We start from the raw sequence: 16,102 nt of genomic DNA, 5'->3' as shown, positions 1-16,102 counted from the left end.
TTCTGGTATCTAGGCCCTTCTGGCGACGGGCCCGCTAGATGGCCGGCCATCTCGCGGGCCACCGATTCCGCCTGATCGGCGGGCACGACGCGGTGAACCAGCCCGGCTGACGCCGCTTCTGCCGCATCGATGGCGCGGCCGGTGTAGATGAGTTCCTTGGCACGTGAGAGTCCGACCAGCTGTGTCAGCCTCGCTGGCCCGACGGGTACGCCCAGTCGAGCGCCCGCCCAGGCCAGTTTGAGGTTGCCGCCGGCAACCCGCAGGTCGCAACCGGCGACGATCTCCGCACCGGCGCCGACACAGTTGCCGACGCAGACCGCGACAGTTGGCACGGGCAGATGCTCGATACGGCGATAGAGCTCTGCGAACGCCTCCATGCGCGCGATGCCGGCCTCTGCCCCGAGCGATTCGGTGACATCGGCGCCGGCGCAGAAGGCATCGACCGACGTGGTCGAGAGGATGACCACTCGGAGCAGCGGGTCCGCGGTGAGCTCATCGAGGGTGGAGATGAGCTCGTGCAGCGTGAGGCTGTCGAGGGCGTTCCGCTTCGAGGGGCGATCGATGCGCAGGACCTCGATGCCGTGATCGCCACGCTCGCGTTTCAGGCTCATTCGCTCGGCGACGTCGTAGGGCCGTCGACGAAGATGTCGTACTCGAGCTCGCCGGTTCCGCCGTACGGCGCGAGGTCGGTGACTCCGGTGTCGCGGAGCACCTCGACGTCGAGGAAGGTGTTGCCCGAGCACTCGGCGGCCGGCCGCTCGAGGATCGCCAGAGCAGCGTCCGCGACGATCTCGGGCGACCGCGACCGCTCCAGGGCGGCGTCGCCGCCGAGGATGTTCTTCACCGCATCGGTGGCGATGTAGGTCTCCGGCCACAGGCAGTTGGCGGCCACGCCGTGCTCCGCATACTCGGCCGCCCAGCCGAGGGTCAGCAGCGTCATCCCGTACTTGGCCATCGTGTACGCCGGGTGGGCGCCGAGCCAGGCGGGGGAGAGGTTGAGCGGCGGGCTGAGCGAGAGGATGTGCGGGTTGGTTCCCTTTCGCAGGTAGGGCAGGGCCTTGCTGGTCAGCAGATAGGTGCCGCGCAGCTGGATGCCGGTCATCAGGTCGAACCGCTTCATGGGCAACGTGTCGGTGCCGTCGACGGCCAGAGCGGAGGCGTTGTTGACGACGATGTCGATGCCGCCGAACCTCTCCACGGCCTTCTCGACAGCACCCTCCACCGAGGCCTCGTCGCGTACGTCGCCAACGACGGCGAGCGCGCCGCCGCCTGCGGCCTCGATCTCCGCTGCGGCGGTGTGGATCGTGCCCGACAGGCGGGGGTCGGGGGTGTCGGTCTTGGCCAGCAGGGCAACGTTGGCGCCGCGGCGGGCGGCCGCGACGGCGATCGCGAGGCCGATGCCGCGGCTGCCGCCGGACATGAGGAGGGTGCGTCCGGTGAGGCTCATCCGGTGATCTCCTTGCCGAAGATGTTGCGGGCGACGACCCACTTGAGGATCTCGTTGGCGCCCTCGTAGATCTCGCCGATCTTGCCGTCGCGGTAGATCGCCTCGACCGGTCCCGGGGTGCCGTCTGCGCTGAGCTCGCGGGCGAAGCCGAGACCGCCGAAGGCCTGGATGGCGTCGCGGGCCATGTCGACCGCGAGCCGGCTGCCGTAGAACTTGGCCATCGAGGCCTCCGGTTCGGGGAAGACATCGCCGGCGTCTCGGCGCAGCGCTGCCTTGAGGTAGAGGGTGCGGGCGTTCTCGATCTCGGTGGCACGATCGGCCATCAGGAACTGCCAGTGCTGGTTGGCGGCGAGCTTGCGGCCGAACGCCTCCCGGGTGGACAGGTGCGCGACGGCGTGGTCGAAGGCAGCCTGCGCCATCCCGACCCCGGCCGCGGCGATGCCGATGCGGCCGAGGGTGAGGGTGGCGAGCGCGTGGCGAAGGCCCTGTCCGGGCACGCCACCGAGCAGGTCCGCGTCGGTCAGCTCGACCTCCTCGAACCAGACGTCAGCGGTGAGCTGGCCACGGTTGCCCATCTTCTGGTCCGGCTCGCCCACGCGTACGCCGGGCAGCGAGGTGTCGACGATGAACATCGAGAGGCGGTCCTCGGTGCGGGCGAGGGTGACGATGAACCCGGCGACGGGGGAGTTGGAGATCCAGCGCTTGCGACCGTTGAGCACCCAGGTGTCGCCGTGGCGGACCGCGACGGTCTGGACCGCCTGCGGGCTGAGGTCGGAGGAGGCATCGGGCTCGGTGGTCGCGAAGGCGCCGACCAGGCTGCCCGCGGCCACCGGTCGCAGCCATCGCTGCTGCTGGGCGGGGGTGCCGTGGGTGAGGACGTTGCCGGCGAGGATGCAGTGGACGTCGAAGACGGCCGCGATGCTGCTGGAGTGATAGGCGAGCTCCTCGATCGCGACCGCCGTGGCGGTGACGGGGTGCTCCAGCCCCTCGCCGCCGACCTCGGCGCAGAAGGGAACCCGGAAGAGGTCCGCGGCGGCGAGGTCGTCGAAGACCTCGCGGGGGAAGCCGTCGACGCGCTCGTCGCCGTTGGCGATCTGACGTGCGGCCGGTGCCACGACATCGGAGGCGATCTTCCGCACGCGGTCGCGGACCTCGAGGATCTCGGCGGGGGAGAGCAGGTCGTGGTAGAGCCGGTCCGAGTGGCGGGCGGGATTCTGGGTGGTCGTCATCATCGTCTTTCGGTGTGTCTTTCGGTGTGGCTGTGGGCGATGGGTTGGGTGTCTAGAGGCTGGCCAGCACCTTGTGTGCGGCCTGCTCGCCAGATGCGGCGGCGTCGGCCAGCGACGGCATGTCGAGGGCATAGTCGCCTGCCAGGTGGACCGGCCCGAGGTTCTGCTTGAGGGTCTCGAGCGATGCCCGGCCGCCGGGTCCCCAGAAGGGCACGACCCGTGGGTGTCGGCGGAGGATGCCCGCGTCGACTTTGCCCTCGAGTTCCGGGTAGATCCCGAGAAGGTCGGCCGTGAACCGCGCGACGATCTCCTCGTCGGTGAGCTCGAAGAGCCGGTCGGCCTCGGCACCACCCGCGAAGCAGGCCAGCGCGCCGCCGGGCTTGCGGACGTCCCCACGGCGTACCGCGGCCGCGTGATTGAAGATCGCCTGGAACGAGCGGCCAGGCGTCGACACGGCGAGGAAGTCGTCCCAGCGCTGGGGCACACCCTCCTCGTGCGTGAAGAAGCCCACCACCACGTAGCGGCCGTAGTGGATCGACTCGAAAGCCGTCCGGTACGCCGCCGGCAGCCCTGGCATGATCTTGACCGCGACGTCCGCAGGCACCGCCACGATCGCCCGGCGCGCCTTCAGCCGGGTGGGCCCGTCAGTGTCCTGGTAGTCGACGAAAACGCCGTCGGCGGTCCACTCCACGGAGCTCACCGGCGCGCTGAGCCGGATCCTGTCACCGAGGTCCTCGGCGAGGATGTCGGTCAGCGTCTGGTTACCGCCCTGCGGGAGCGTCAGGTTCGGCACCTTCTCGGGGTCGGTGAGCAGGATGCCCATGGAGAACACGAACTGCCGGGCGGCGGTCTCCTCGGGCTCGCAGCCCATCCACTGCCCGGACCAGGACCGCACCATCTCGCGGGTGAGGTCGGAGGAGACGCCCTGCAGGACGAAGTCCGCACGCCGTCGGTCGAGCTTGGCACGGACGCGGTTCGCCCACCGGTTCGTCTCGCTCATCTCGAGGAACGGCACGTTCGCCAGGATCCGGGCGCCGACCACGGCCAGGCCGTAGCGGTCGCGCCAGGTCATCTTCGACTTGAACATCAGCGCGAAGGGGTTGGAGGTGTCGACCTGCTTGCCGCCCAGGTTCAGGGCGACCGACTTGCCCTCCAGCGTCCCGAGCGGGACCTGGTGGCGGTGGAGGGCCTCGATCAGGGGGCCGGTCCCCTCGGTGAACTGGGTGCCGACGTTGATCCAGTAGTCGCCCTGGCGGACGGTGTCGACGCGTCCGCCGGCACGGTCGGACGCCTCGAGGACGACGACGTCACGGTCGGCCAGCGTCGTTGCGGCCATCAGGCCGGCCATGCCGGCGCCGATCACGACGACCTCATGGGTCTCCTCGCGGAGCTTGGGTGATGCGGACATGTCGTCAGCTCGCTTTCGTAACGGTGTGTTCGGTGCGGTCGAGTGCCGCCGAGACCGAGGCGACGAGCTGCTCGGTCGCCTTCCGGCAACTGGGGCTGACCGCGGTGTAGGAGATGTAGCCATGGACCAGGCCCGGCTCACGGTCCACCTGAGCGGGAACGCCGGCCTCCAGCAATGCGGTCGCGTAGGCGAGCCCGTCGTCGTGGAGCGGGTCGAACCCAGCCAGGTTGACGATCGCCGGCGGAAGTCCGGCAAGGCTGGAGGCGCGGTACGGCGAGACGCGCGGGTCCGCCGGGTCGGTCCCCTCGGGCAGGTAGTTCCGGACGAACCAGGCGACCTGTTTGGCTGACAGCGCGGGTGATCCCGCGAACTCGTCGTGGGAGGGACGGTGCTCCACCAGATCGGTCACCGGCTGGATGAGCACCTGGAGCATGGGCTGGACGGCCTCCGTACGCACCTGCTGGCAGAGGACGGCAGCGATGTTGCCTCCGGCGCTCTCGCCCGCGACGACGATGCGGTGCGGGTCCACGCCCCAGTCTGCGGCGTGGTCGACGACATACCGCCAGGCGGCGACCGCGTCCTCCTGCGCCGCAGGAAAGGGGGCGTCCGGCGCCAAGCGGTACTCGACCGAGACGACGTCGGCTCCGGTGCCGCGCGCAAGCATGCGGGCCGGCGCGGTGTAGCTGGCGCGGCTGCCGATCACGAAACCTCCACCGTGGAAGAAGACGATCAGCCCGCGCGACGGGGTGCTGTTGCTGTAGCGGGTGAGCTGGACCTCGTCGGAGACCTCGATCTCCTCCTCGCGGGCGCATGGCTCGATACGGGACGCGAAGAGGATCAGATCGCGCTCCGTCGTGGCTCGGGCCTCGGCGGGAGGGAGGTCGCTGTAGTCCGGCCCGGACTCACCGAGCTTCATCAGCAGCGCGACGTCGGGGGCCATGGTGTCGCCTGCACTGTTGACCGGGGGCTTGGCCATCGGGCGCTGCAGCCCCGCGGGCAGGCGGCTCAGGAAGACCAGGAGCGCTCGCTGGAAGCGCTGGCCGAGGGTGAAGTGCTGTTCGCTCATGACACCGCTCCCAAGCTCGTGACCCGCTCGGGGCTGCTGGCTCGCTTCGAGAACTTGATGTCGTCGTGGAGGAGCCGTCCCTTGAAGAGCCGGTTGTCCCTGACGAAGGTCGTGTGCATCTGCCACGGGAGGCCGGTGCCCTGGCGGGGGAGCACGTCCTTGGCGCGCTGCATGTAGCCCGCCGAGAGGTCGAACAGGTCCGCGGTGGGCATGCCCTCCGGCGCGACGGGCAGCGCGATGTCGCGGTCGTTGCGGTCCAGCTCGCGGATCACCTCTGCGGCGAGGCGGGTCACGTTGCGGATCCGTAGGGTCCAGGTCGCCTTGGTGAAGCCGATCATCATCGACCAGTTGGGTACGCCGGAGATCAGGGCGCCGCGGTAGAGCACCGATTCGGAGACCTTGACAGGGGCGCCGTCGACGGTCGGTTCGATGCCGCCCAGCATCTGCAGGGCGAGGCCGGTCGCGGTGACGATGATGTCGGCCTCCAGGTGCTGGCCCGACTTCAGCAGGATGCCGTCCTTGGTGAACCGCTCGATCTGGTCGGTCACCACGTCGGCGCTGCCCTCACGGATCGCCTGGAAGAAGTCGCCGTCCGGGGTGGCGCACAGGCGCTGGTCCCAGGGGTTGTACGGCGGCGAGAAGTGGCTGTCGACGTCGAAGCCCTTGGGCAGCTCCTTGACGGTCATGCTGCGCACGAGCCAGCGCCCGAACCTGGGGAACCGGCTCATGACCGTCACGAGGAAGTGGTCGCGCCAGATGTTCTTGCGGCGAGTCAGGGCGTAGCCGCGCTCGATGCCGAAGATCTTCATGAGCGCCTGGGCGGCCTTGTCCACGCGGGGAATCGATGCGATGTAGCTCGGGGTCCGCTGCAGCATCGTGACGTGGGCTGCCGCGCTGTCGCCCTTGAGCATCGCGGGGAGCATGGTCACGGCGGTCGCGCCGCTGCCGACGATCACGACGCGCTTGCCGCTGTAGTCGTAGTCCTCGGGCCAGTGCTGCGGGTGCAGGATGTCGCCCCGGAAGTCCTCGCGCCCCTCGAATCGGGGCTCATAGCCCTCGTCGTAGCGGTAGTAGCCGGTGCTGCTGAAGACGAAGCTGGTGCGGATGACCTGGTGGGTCTCGTTGCCCTCCTCGTCGGCGATGGTGACCTGTAGAGTCCACTGCGCGTCCTCGCTGGACCAGTCGGCGGCGGTGACCCGGTGCCGCAGACGCAGGATCTCGTCGAGGCCGAACTCGGTCATGGTTTCGTGCAGGTAGTCCATGATCAGATGGCCCTCGGCGATCGCGTCCTCGTGCAGCCACGGTTTGAACGCAAAGCCGTAGTGGTGCACGGCGTCGTCGGACCGGATGCCTGGGTACTTGAACAGGTCCCAGGTGCCGCCGATCGAGTCGCGAGACTCCAGCAGCAGGATCTTCTTGTCGGGGAAGTCGTCCTTCAGGTACTTCGCCGCACCGATGCCGGAGAGGCCGGCGCCGATGACGACGATGTCGGCGTACTCCGTCGCGATGGTCTTGCTCATTGCTGCACTTCCTTCTCAGTGGTGGGTCTCGTGATTGGCGGTACGACGGGGTGGCCGAGGCGGTCGACGGCGAGGAACGCCACGAACACCACGGCGACGGCCATGACCGCGACGTACGACATCGCGTCGAGCGGTGAGGCGGGTGGGTTGACGATGCCGTTGAGGTACATCCAGGCCATCGCGGCGGCGCCGAGGACGGCTCCGATGACGACGAGCGGTCCGAGCCGTCCCTCGCGCCGGAGCAGCCGTAGTGCGCCTGCGCAGATGAGCAGGTAGGGGATGACCCAGAAGTAGACGATGAGCGTCGCGACCGAGTTGTAGACGCCGACGATGTCGTCGGGGTTGAGGGCGACCATGACCAGGATGGCTCCGAGGCCGAGGACGCAGATCGTCGCGACGGCCGCCGCCGGGCTGTGGTGGCGTGGGTGGATCCGGCCGGCGCCGGCGGGCAGCAGGCCGTCGGCCGCGAGGGTGGCGACGAAGCGCGAGCCGTAGTTGACGAACCCGATGAGGGCCGCGAACGTCGCGACCGCGAGCACCAGGTCGGTCGCGCCAGCCACCGTGCTGCCGAGCCCGCCCTCCATGGCGAGGGCCGCGGCGGGGGAGGTGCCGGTCGCCAGGGCATCGCTCGCGGCCACGAGGGCGGGCACCTGAAGCAGGGTCGCCACAACGTACAGGGCGCCCAGGCCGACAGGCACGCACATGACGGCGAGCGGCACGGAGCGTCGGGCGTCGCGGGTCTCCGCGGCGAGCGCCGTGCTGCTCTCGAAGCCGACGAGGAACACCGCACCGGCGGCGACCCCCTGGAAGATGCCGCTCGGGGTGGCTCCCTCCAGGGAGAGTTGGGTGCCGAGGTCGAGACCTGCGCTCGCAGCGGCGGCCACGGTGATGACCAGCATCAGCGGTACAGAGACGACGGCCAGCGTGACCGCGGTGCTAACCGACGTGTCCAGGCCCCGATAGGCGATGGTGCCGGCGATCAGCACGGCCGCGCTGTGGATCAGCATCTGTACGCCGACGTCGAAGCTCGCCTCGAAGCCGAGGGAGAGCAGGAAGCTACCGGCGAAGAGGCCCACCAGGAAGGCGATCGCGCCGACCTGGGCGACGTAGCCGAGGAAGAGCGTGGCGCCCACCAGGATGCGTGCCCAGGGGCCGAAGACGAGCGGAATGTAGGAGTAGAGCGATCCGGTGACCACGTAACGCCGGGCGAAGGTGATAACCGAGAGGCCGACGAGACTCGTCGCGACCGCGGCGATCAGGGCGCCCAGCCAGCTGCCGTTGCCGGCGGTGACCAGCACCAGGGCCGGGACCGAGGCCAGCCCGACGGGCGGGACGTACGACGCCAGCGCCAGTGCGACGAGCTGGTTGCGGCTCAGGTGGCCGCGGTCGAGGCCGTCGACGGGAGGAGCGTTCTCCGGTACGACCGGCCCGCCGGCGGACGCGCTGCTGGTCGTCATGGCTGGTCCCTTCTCGTGAACGAAGTTAGTCATTTGATTGGGTCGTATGACTAAGTGTGTGACAGGTGTCACGACACGTCAAGGGGTGTTCGCGAGGTGTCTCGCCGGCCTGGCAGATCTGGACGGGGTGGTTGACAAGGCGTGATCTGGGTCGCACCATCGTTGGTCATACGATTCAGTCAAATGACTAAGTACGTTCAGAACCCTACCCCGGAGGGCCGAGGAATGACCGAGAGCACGACGATCGAGGCGCCACCGGCGCGCCTCAGGGCGGCCAGCATCGCCGTCGAGGACGATCCGATCCCGATCGTCCGCCTTCTCGCGCGCTCGTTGCGCGACGCCTCGGTCTGCACTCCGGACGCCACGGCCGTCCTTGTGGGCACCGTGGTGGTTCGCTCGCACGACACCCCGCAGGCGGCCACGCTGATCTGTACGCCCGGAGTCGTCGAGGTCACCGCCGGCGCCCTCGACGAGCCCGATGCGACCGTCGTGGTCGACCTCAATGCCCGCTTCGCCACCACCCAGGAGTCGGCGGGCAACGCCGAGCTGGCGGACGGCGTACTGCGGGCGCTGCGGACACCGGTGCCCGACTGGCGCGAATCGGCTGCCCGGTTCTGGGAGGTCACCCGAGACATCCCGGGCATCCCCGACGTCCTCGTCGTGAAGGCCGCCGGGCCCGACGGCGTCGAGCACGGTCGCTTCGGCGACGGTCCGACGAGCTACGTGGTTGCCGGCCCCGCGGACCTCCTCGCCGGCGTCTTCAGCGGCGCCGACGACTTCCTCGTCTCCCTGGCCGCCGGTGTGCAGGTCCAGGGCACCTTGTCCCAGCTGTCCGTCATGACGGCAGCCTCCTGGAGGGTCCGCTTCGATGTCTGAGCTCGCACACGCCCCGAAGGCCGTACGCCTCGAGGCCACGAACCACGAGGGCAGCCTCCTCGGCAAGAACGTATCGCCGCAGAAGTTCGAGGCCGGCAAGGACGGCGGCTTCGCCTTCGCCGACATCCTGTTCGCCATCGACCTCAACAACGAGATCGTCCTCGGCGATGCCTTCCCCGACTGGCGGGGCAACATCTACGACATCCAGATGGTCCCCGACATGTCGACCCTCGTGGAGTGGAAGCCCGGTCTCGACTCGGTGATCGGCGACTACTGGCTCAAGGACGGCAACCCTGTGCCGATCTGTCCCCGCAACCTCGTCCGAAAGCTGGTGGCCCGCCTCGCCGACCACGGTTACACCGCCACCGCCGCCGTCGAGATCGAGGCCACCCTCTTCGAGGAGTCGGTCCAGGAGGCGCGTGCGCGCGGCTACCGCGATCTCACCCCGCTCGGTGGCAGCACCGGGGCGACGTACCATCTCGCCCGGTCGAGCGACTGGGTCGCCTATATGGAGGCCGTCGTCGAACGCCTCGACCAGGTCGGAATCGCCTGGGAGGCGTGGACCGACGAGGCGGCACCCGGCCAGACCGAGCTCAACCTCGCGCCGACCGATCCCCTCCGGCTCTGCGACGGCTGGGCTCGCACCCGGCAGGTGATGCGCGAGGTCGCCCACGAGCTGGGCCACACCGTCTCCTTCATGGCCAAGCCCACCGCCGGCTTCGGCCAGGGCGCGCACATCAACATCTCGCTGCAGAGCGACGGTGTGAACCGCTTCTACGCCGAGGACGGGCCCTCGGAGCTGATGCGCCACGCGGTCGGTGGGCTCCTGGCCACGATGCCGGGCGCGACGTCCGTCGTGATGCCGCAGATCACCTCGTACCGGCGGCTCGTCGACCTCACCGGACCGCCGACCACTGTCAGCTGGGGAGTCAACAACAAGACCGCCGCGGTCCGGGCGATCACCGGGCACCCGAAGTATTCGCGCCTGGAGTATCGCCTGCCCGGGGCCGACGTGAACCCCTACTTCGCGCTCGCTGCAGTGCTGGGCGGTGTCCTGGCCGGGATCGAGCGTCGGATCGAGCCGCCCGCGCAGGTCACGGACATGGCCTGGTGCCTGCCGGACGGCTGCGGGGTGCCGCGGATCCCCGACACCATGTCGAAGGCCGCAGCCGCCCTCGACGCCGACCCGCTGCTGCGGGAGTACCTCGGCGACGAGTTCGTGGACTTCTGGGTCGCCTCGCGCCGATGGGAGTGGATGGAGTTCCACACCAAGGGCGGCGATCCGTTCGTCGAGCTCTCCGCGTGGGAGTCCCAGCGATACTTCGAGTTCCCGTGAGCGCGCGCGAGGAGGCCGAGGTGATGCGGCCGCTGATCGGCATCACCGGACGTCGTTTCCAGCTGTCGGTGCTGAACGGAGCCGACCCGCGCTACGGCGACCGCTGCATCGACACCTCCATGTCGGACTTCGCGACCCGGATCGCCGGGGCCGGTGGGCTGCCCGTGCACCTGTCCTACGACACCGACGCGTCGGCGGTCTGCGCCTGGCTCTCGGGCGTGGTGATCACCGGAGGCCAGGACGTACACCCTGAGTGCTGGGGAGGCGACACCTCCGTGGTGCGCGACGTCGACCCGCGGACGAACCCGATGGTGCACGACGCCGAGCGGGACACGTACGAGATCGCGCTCGTCCGCGCGGCGCTCGAGCGGGGGATCCCGGTGCTCGGCGTGTGTCGTGGGCTCCAGGTGCTCAACGTCGCCCTCGGCGGCACCCTCGTGCCCCACCTTCCGGACGGTCCGGTCAGCCACCTCTCGGCCGAGACCGCACCCACCGACGGCACGGTCGACCACGTCGTCTCCTTCACGCCGGGCTCGGTCGCCGCCGATCTCTTCGGCAAGGACGCGATCACCAACTCGTGGCACCACCAGGCCGTCGACCGGTGCGGCGCCGGGTTGGTCGTCACCGGCCGCACCGATGACGGCGTGGTCGAGTCGATCGAGGTCCCGGGACGCCCGGTGCTCGGCGTCCAGTGGCACCCGGAATGGATGAAGAGCAACGACCCGGCGCTGACGTGGGTCGTCGAGCAGGCGGTGCAGCGGCTCGCGCACCACGAACCCGTCGGGCGAGAGCAGAGGAGCCCCCAGTGAACACGTACGTCTCGAACGGAGCCGTCGTCGCGGCCGATCGGACGAAGGACGACCCCGCCATTCCGACGCTGAGCGGGCTGTTGGCGCAGCGCGCACGCGACTCGGGGGATCGGGAGTTCCTGCGTTTCGGCGAGTGGTCGTGGAGCTACGCCGAGATCGATGCCTGGACATCCCGGCTGGCCCACCGGCTGATCGAGGTCGACGGCATCGGCCCGGGTGACCGGGTCGCGATCATGCTCCCGAACGTCGTGCACTGGCCGGTGGCCTGGCTGGCCGTGCTGAAGGCCGGTGCGGTCGCGGTGCCGGTCAACTGTGCCTACCAGCGCGCCGACCTCAGCTTCGTCCTGAAGGACTCGGGCGCCCGTGTCGTCTTCACCGACGCCGGGCGCTCCGGCCTGGTCGCCGAGGTGCTGGCCGCCGAGCCGGACCTGACCGGAGTAGGTGTCATCGAGGTCCCCGACGACAGATCGGAGGGGTTCCCGGCCGCAGCGCCAGCAGTGTCGGTCGCGGCCGAGACGCTCGCGAACCTGCAGTACACCTCGGGCACCACCGGGTTCCCGAAGGCATGCATGCTCAGCCACGACTACTGGGTCCGGCTCGGCTGGATCTGTGCTGCGGTCACCGGGCTCGGGGCCGAGGACGTCCTCATCACCTCGCAGCCGTTCTCCTACATGGACCCGCAGTGGAACACCGCGCTCGCACTGACGCTCGGGACACCGCTGGTCGTGCTGCCACGCTTCTCCGCGTCGACCTTCATGGCCGACGTACGCCGCCACCGGGCGACCTTCTTCTACGTCCTCGGCTCGATGCCCACCTTGCTGTTCAAGCAGCCGGCCACGCCCGAGGACCGGGAGAACGACTTGCGGATGGTGTTCTGCTCGGGTGTCCCGGTCGCGCTCCATGCCCAGCTGGAGGAACGGTGGGGCGCGCCGTGGCGCGAGGTCTACGGGATGACCGAATCGGGCATCGACCTGTTCAGCCCGTTCGGCGACACCGCCGCCGTCGGCAGCGGGAGCCTGGGGCGGCCGGTGCCGAGCAAGCGGGCCCGGGTCGCCGATCCCGTCGACCCCTCCGTAGAGGTTCCGGACGGTGAGCCGGGCGAGCTCGTCATCGCCGGTGCGCCGATGATGGACGGCTACTGGAACCGTCCCGACGCCACCGCCAACGTGCTGCGCAACGGCTGGCTGCACACGGGCGACCTCGTGGTGCGCCGCCCCGACGGCGGCATCCAGCTGGTCGGCCGGATCAAGGACATGGTGCGTCGCGGTGGCGAGAACATCGCCTGTGCCGAGGTCGAGGCCGTCCTCGAGCGTGACGACCGCATCGTGGCGGCGGCTGTCGTGGCCGTACCCGACGAGGTCATGGGCGAGGAGGTCAAGGCCTTTGTCCAGCTCAGAGAAGAGGCGGCCGAGGACCGGGCCACCGCCCAGGACCTCCTCGAGCGCGCGGGCGCCCAGCTCGCGCGGTTCAAGGTGCCCCGCTACGTCGAGTTCGTCGCCGAGTTCCCGCGCACCCCCTCCGAGCGCGTCTCGAAACCCGCCCTCAAGGCCCGGGCGGCAGCCGAGCCCGGCACCACGCACGACTTCGCACGACCGAGGAGCTGACCATGACGATCCCTGCTACCGGCCCTGAAACCGATCAGAACCACATCGACGTCGCCGTCGTGCGCAACGTTGCAGTGATCACGCTCGACCGTGTCGAGAAGCTCAACGCCCTCACCGTCGCCATGCGGCGGCGCCTGGCGGCGCTGGTGCGTGAGCTCGGCACCGGCGAGACCGTACGCGGCATCGTCCTGACCGGACGCGGTCGCGCCTTCTCCGCCGGAGAGGACCTGACGCAGACGCCGACCACAGAGGCCGAGGTCCACGAGGCCTTCGAGAGCTTCCACGACGTCACCCGCGCGATCCTGCAGACCCGGGTTCCCGTGGTCGCGGCGGTCAACGGGCTCGCCGTCGGCGGCGCCTCCGAGATCACGCTGTGCTGCGACGCCCGGATCGGCACACCGGCCACCGCATACTTCCAGCCGGAGAACGCCCGTGGCCTCACCATCTCCAACGCGACCAGCCTGTTGCTCCGGCGCCTGGTCGGCAACCACGCGATACGCATGGTCCTCGGGTCGCCCCGGGTCCTGTCGGCGGAGGCGCTGCAGATCGGCCTGCTCGACGAGGTGGTCGAGCCCGACCAGCTCGTCGAGCGCGCCGTCGACACCGTGCACGCGTGGACTCCCGAGGGCAACACCACGGCGCTCCACCTCGCTCTGCTGCGGCCGCTCGCCACCGAGGTCGAGGCGGCCTTCGAGCGCGAGGACGCCGCCGCCCACGAAGCGTGGACGAGCGGCCTGCTCACCGCCGGCGTCGCCGGCTTCTGGAACACGAAGGAGACCACCGCATGATCACCACCCGAGCCGCCGTCCTGAACGAGATCGGCGCACCGCTGGAGCTGACCGACATCCGCGTCGACGACCCCGAGCCCCACGAGGTCCGCGTCGCCGTGACCAACGTGGGCCTGTGCCACAGCGACCTGCACTACATGACCGGCACCGTCCCGACGGAGCTCCCGGTCGTCGTCGGCCACGAGGTCGCGGGCATCGTGGAGTCGGTCGGCTCGGCCGTGACCTCTCTGCAGCCCGGCGACCGCGTCACGGGCGCGCTCACGCCCTCGTGCGGCCGATGCGTCAACTGCGAGGCCGGGCACGCGACCCAGTGCACCCGCCTCGACGAGGTACGTCTGCGGCAGCGGCCCGCCTTCGAGACCGTGGACGGGCGGCCGATCGAGCGGCTCGCCGCGATCGGTGCGTTCTCGCAGCACATCCTGCTGCGGGAGAACGCGCTCGTGCGGCTGCCCGATGACGTACCCCTGCACGTGGGGTGCCTGCTCTCGTGTTGCGTCATCACCGGCGTGGGTGCGGTCTTCCGCGGTGCCCAGGTGCGGCCGGGCAGCACGGTCGCGGTTATCGGCTGCGGCGGTGTCGGCTCGGCGATCATCCAGGGAGCGCGGCTGGCCGGTGCCTCGGCGATCGTGGCCATCGACCTCGACGACGACCGGCTCAAGGCTGCCCGCACCTATGGCGCCACGCACGCCATCAACGGCGGCGACGGCGACACGGTGGCCGAGCTGCGCCGCCAGCTCGGCGACGGCGTCGACTACGCCTTCGAGGCGGTCGGCTCGGCCCGCACCGCCGAGACCGCGCTCGCCCTTCTCCGTCCGACCGGCACCGCCTGCCTCGTCGGGATCGCGCCGATGGGCACCGAGCTGAAGGTGCCCGCGATGGACTTCTTCTTCCAGGAGAAGCGCCTCATCGGTTCCTACATGGGTTCGGGTCAGGCGCGCGAGGACATCGCCCAGTTCGCCCGGCTCTACCAGCAGGGACGCCTCCTGCTCGACGAGATGGTGACGCGGGTCGTCCCCTTCGCCGAGATCAACGAGGGCTTCGAGGCGATGAAGTCCGGTGACGTCACGCGCATCGTCGTCGACCTCCAGTCCTGACCCACGAACCCGCAGAGGAAGCCTGATGTCCAGCAACGAGATCACGATCGTCCAGCCGGTCAACTACATCGCCGACGAGTGGAGCGAGTGCGCCACCGTCGACGACGCGTGGAACCTCGACCCGAACACGCTCGAGCACATCCACCGCACCGTCACGACGTCGCCCGACGACGTCGAGCGCGCCCTGCGGCATGCGGAAGAGACGTACGACGTCGGCCGCTGGGACGAGGAGGCCCGACACGAGCGGGCCGAGATGCTCGAGCGCGTCGCCGCGCTCCTCGAGAGCAGGACGGAGGACATCGCGCGCACGGATGCGCTCACCAGTGGTACACCCATCGGCGCCACCCGCACGGTGGCGTCCTTCCTGCCCTTCCGCATCCGCGCGACCGCCGCGGACCTGCGGGAGATCCCGCGGGTCACCGCGCTGGAGGCCGGTGGCCGTGACGTACGCCTCTACAAGGTGCCGTGGGGTCCGGCCGCGATCCTCACGCCGTGGAATGGGCCCAGCTTCATCCCGGCGGCCAAGGTCGTCAGCGCCGTCGCGGCCGGGTGTCCGGTGATCCTCAAGCCGTCGGAGCATGCGCCGGGCAGCGCCCAGATCGTCGTGGAGTGCTTCGTGGAGGCCGGCCTCCCTGCGGGTGCGCTGCAGCTGGTCCACGGCACCGGTGAGGTCGGTGCGCGACTGACCGCCGACCCGAGGGTCAAGGTGGTCTCCTTCACCGGCGGGCCTGGGGCGGGGCGCGCGATCGCCCGCGCGGGCGCTGAAGATTTCAAGGTGCTGCAGCTCGAGCTCGGCGGCAACAATCCGGTGATCGTGCTCGACGACGCCGACCTCGACGTCACCGCCGACGGCATCCTTGACGGCATGACCAAGCTGAACGGGCAGTGGTGCGAGGGGCCCGGCAAGATCCTCGCCGACCGCAGCCTGGCCGACCCCTTGCTCGACGCGCTGACCGAGCGGATCTCCAAGCTCACCGTCGGTCACTCCCTCGACGAGGACACCCAGGTCGGGCCGATCTCCAACGGGCCGCACTTCCAGACGCTCCGGAGCCGCGTCGAGGGGCTGCGCGAGCTCGGCGCGACGATCCATGAGCCGGCTGCGCTCCCCGACCTCGGCGGCTACTTCATCTCACCCACCGTCGCTTCGGGTGCCGATCCGGACCGGGCGACCGCCGAGCTGTTCGGTCCGCTCGTCTCGCTGCACGCCGTGGACTCCGCGGAGGAGGCGCTACGGATCGCGAACGCCCATCCGTCGGGTCTCGATGCGTACGTGTTCGGCACCGACACCGACCGCGCCATCGAGGTGGGCTCGCGCATCGTGGCCGGCGAGGTACGGGTCAACGGCGCCAAGGTCGCCGACCTCGGCGACGACTCGGCCCAGAGCTTCTGGGGCCCGGCTGGCATCGGCGGCCACGGGCCGGCCGAGTCCGTGCGCGTCTTCTGCGGCGACCGGGTCGTCGGTGTGGAC

The 16,102-nt window shown here is 69.9% G+C and carries 14 protein-coding genes; 7 read left to right on the top strand and 7 right to left on the bottom strand.

Annotation, left to right across the window (positions count from 1 at the left end; genetic code table 11):
- The 7 genes from ACFU7D_RS23010 to ACFU7D_RS22980 all read right to left on the bottom strand — a co-directional run.
- A partial coding sequence (locus tag ACFU7D_RS23010; RefSeq protein ID WP_378871614.1) for an enoyl-CoA hydratase/isomerase family protein occupies positions 1-611 on the bottom strand: 611 nt, incomplete at its 3' end.
- Complete coding sequence (locus tag ACFU7D_RS23005; protein ID WP_378871611.1) at positions 608-1,447, bottom strand: SDR family oxidoreductase; 840 nt, start codon at positions 1,445-1,447, stop codon at positions 608-610. The genes ACFU7D_RS23010 and ACFU7D_RS23005, both read right to left, overlap by 4 nt.
- Positions 1,444-2,676, bottom strand: a complete 1,233-nt coding sequence (locus tag ACFU7D_RS23000) for an acyl-CoA dehydrogenase family protein (protein WP_378871609.1) — start codon at positions 2,674-2,676, stop codon at positions 1,444-1,446. Before ACFU7D_RS23000 ends, ACFU7D_RS23005 begins: the two co-directional genes overlap by 4 nt.
- Before the next feature lie 52 nt (positions 2,677-2,728).
- The gene (locus tag ACFU7D_RS22995; RefSeq protein WP_378871607.1) at positions 2,729-4,084 is read right to left on the bottom strand and encodes a flavin monoamine oxidase family protein; all 1,356 of its coding nucleotides are present in this window, start codon (positions 4,082-4,084) and stop codon (positions 2,729-2,731) included.
- A 4-nt stretch (positions 4,085-4,088) separates the two neighbouring features.
- Positions 4,089-5,150 carry an alpha/beta hydrolase gene (locus ACFU7D_RS22990; protein ID WP_378871604.1) on the bottom strand — a complete coding sequence of 354 codons (1,062 nt, stop codon included), beginning with the start codon at positions 5,148-5,150 and terminating at the stop codon, positions 4,089-4,091.
- Positions 5,147-6,670 (bottom strand): flavin-containing monooxygenase, encoded by a 1,524-nt coding sequence (locus ACFU7D_RS22985; protein ID WP_378871602.1) that lies wholly within the window; start codon positions 6,668-6,670, stop codon positions 5,147-5,149. The genes ACFU7D_RS22990 and ACFU7D_RS22985 overlap by 4 nt, the downstream gene beginning before the upstream one ends.
- Complete coding sequence (locus ACFU7D_RS22980; RefSeq protein ID WP_378871600.1) at positions 6,667-8,127, bottom strand: APC family permease; 1,461 nt, start codon at positions 8,125-8,127, stop codon at positions 6,667-6,669. The genes ACFU7D_RS22985 and ACFU7D_RS22980 overlap by 4 nt, the downstream gene beginning before the upstream one ends.
- Before the next feature lie 225 nt (positions 8,128-8,352).
- On the opposite strand from ACFU7D_RS22980, the gene ACFU7D_RS22975 reads away from it, so the two are divergent.
- The 7 genes from ACFU7D_RS22975 to ACFU7D_RS22945 form a co-directional block, all read left to right on the top strand.
- Positions 8,353-9,003: a hypothetical protein gene (locus ACFU7D_RS22975; RefSeq protein WP_378871598.1), complete on the top strand. Its 651-nt coding sequence runs from the start codon at positions 8,353-8,355 to the stop codon at positions 9,001-9,003.
- The gene (locus tag ACFU7D_RS22970; RefSeq protein ID WP_378871595.1) at positions 8,996-10,339 is read left to right on the top strand and encodes a glutamine synthetase family protein; all 1,344 of its coding nucleotides are present in this window, start codon (positions 8,996-8,998) and stop codon (positions 10,337-10,339) included. Before ACFU7D_RS22975 ends, ACFU7D_RS22970 begins: the two co-directional genes overlap by 8 nt.
- Positions 10,336-11,148 carry a gamma-glutamyl-gamma-aminobutyrate hydrolase family protein gene (locus ACFU7D_RS22965; protein ID WP_378871593.1) on the top strand — a complete coding sequence of 271 codons (813 nt, stop codon included), beginning with the start codon at positions 10,336-10,338 and terminating at the stop codon, positions 11,146-11,148. Before ACFU7D_RS22970 ends, ACFU7D_RS22965 begins: the two co-directional genes overlap by 4 nt.
- On the top strand, positions 11,145-12,752 hold the full coding sequence (locus ACFU7D_RS22960; protein ID WP_378871592.1) for a class I adenylate-forming enzyme family protein: 1,608 nt from the start codon (positions 11,145-11,147) through the stop codon (positions 12,750-12,752). Before ACFU7D_RS22965 ends, ACFU7D_RS22960 begins: the two co-directional genes overlap by 4 nt.
- 2 nt (positions 12,753-12,754) lie before the next feature.
- On the top strand, positions 12,755-13,540 hold the full coding sequence (locus tag ACFU7D_RS22955) for an enoyl-CoA hydratase/isomerase family protein (RefSeq protein ID WP_378871590.1): 786 nt from the start codon (positions 12,755-12,757) through the stop codon (positions 13,538-13,540).
- Positions 13,537-14,634: a Zn-dependent alcohol dehydrogenase gene (locus ACFU7D_RS22950; RefSeq protein ID WP_378871588.1), complete on the top strand. Its 1,098-nt coding sequence runs from the start codon at positions 13,537-13,539 to the stop codon at positions 14,632-14,634. The genes ACFU7D_RS22955 and ACFU7D_RS22950 overlap by 4 nt, the downstream gene beginning before the upstream one ends.
- Positions 14,635-14,659: 25 nt before the next feature.
- Positions 14,660-16,102 (top strand): aldehyde dehydrogenase family protein (locus tag ACFU7D_RS22945; protein WP_378871585.1); only part of this gene is annotated, 1,443 nt, incomplete at its 3' end.

Origin of the sequence: Nocardioides sp. NPDC057577, from assembly GCF_042801335.1 — a bacterium.
Taxonomy (GTDB): domain Bacteria; phylum Actinomycetota; class Actinomycetes; order Propionibacteriales; family Nocardioidaceae; genus Nocardioides.
The sequence above is the reverse complement of the archived record's forward strand: the minus strand, read 5'-3'. Positions and strand labels throughout refer to the sequence as shown.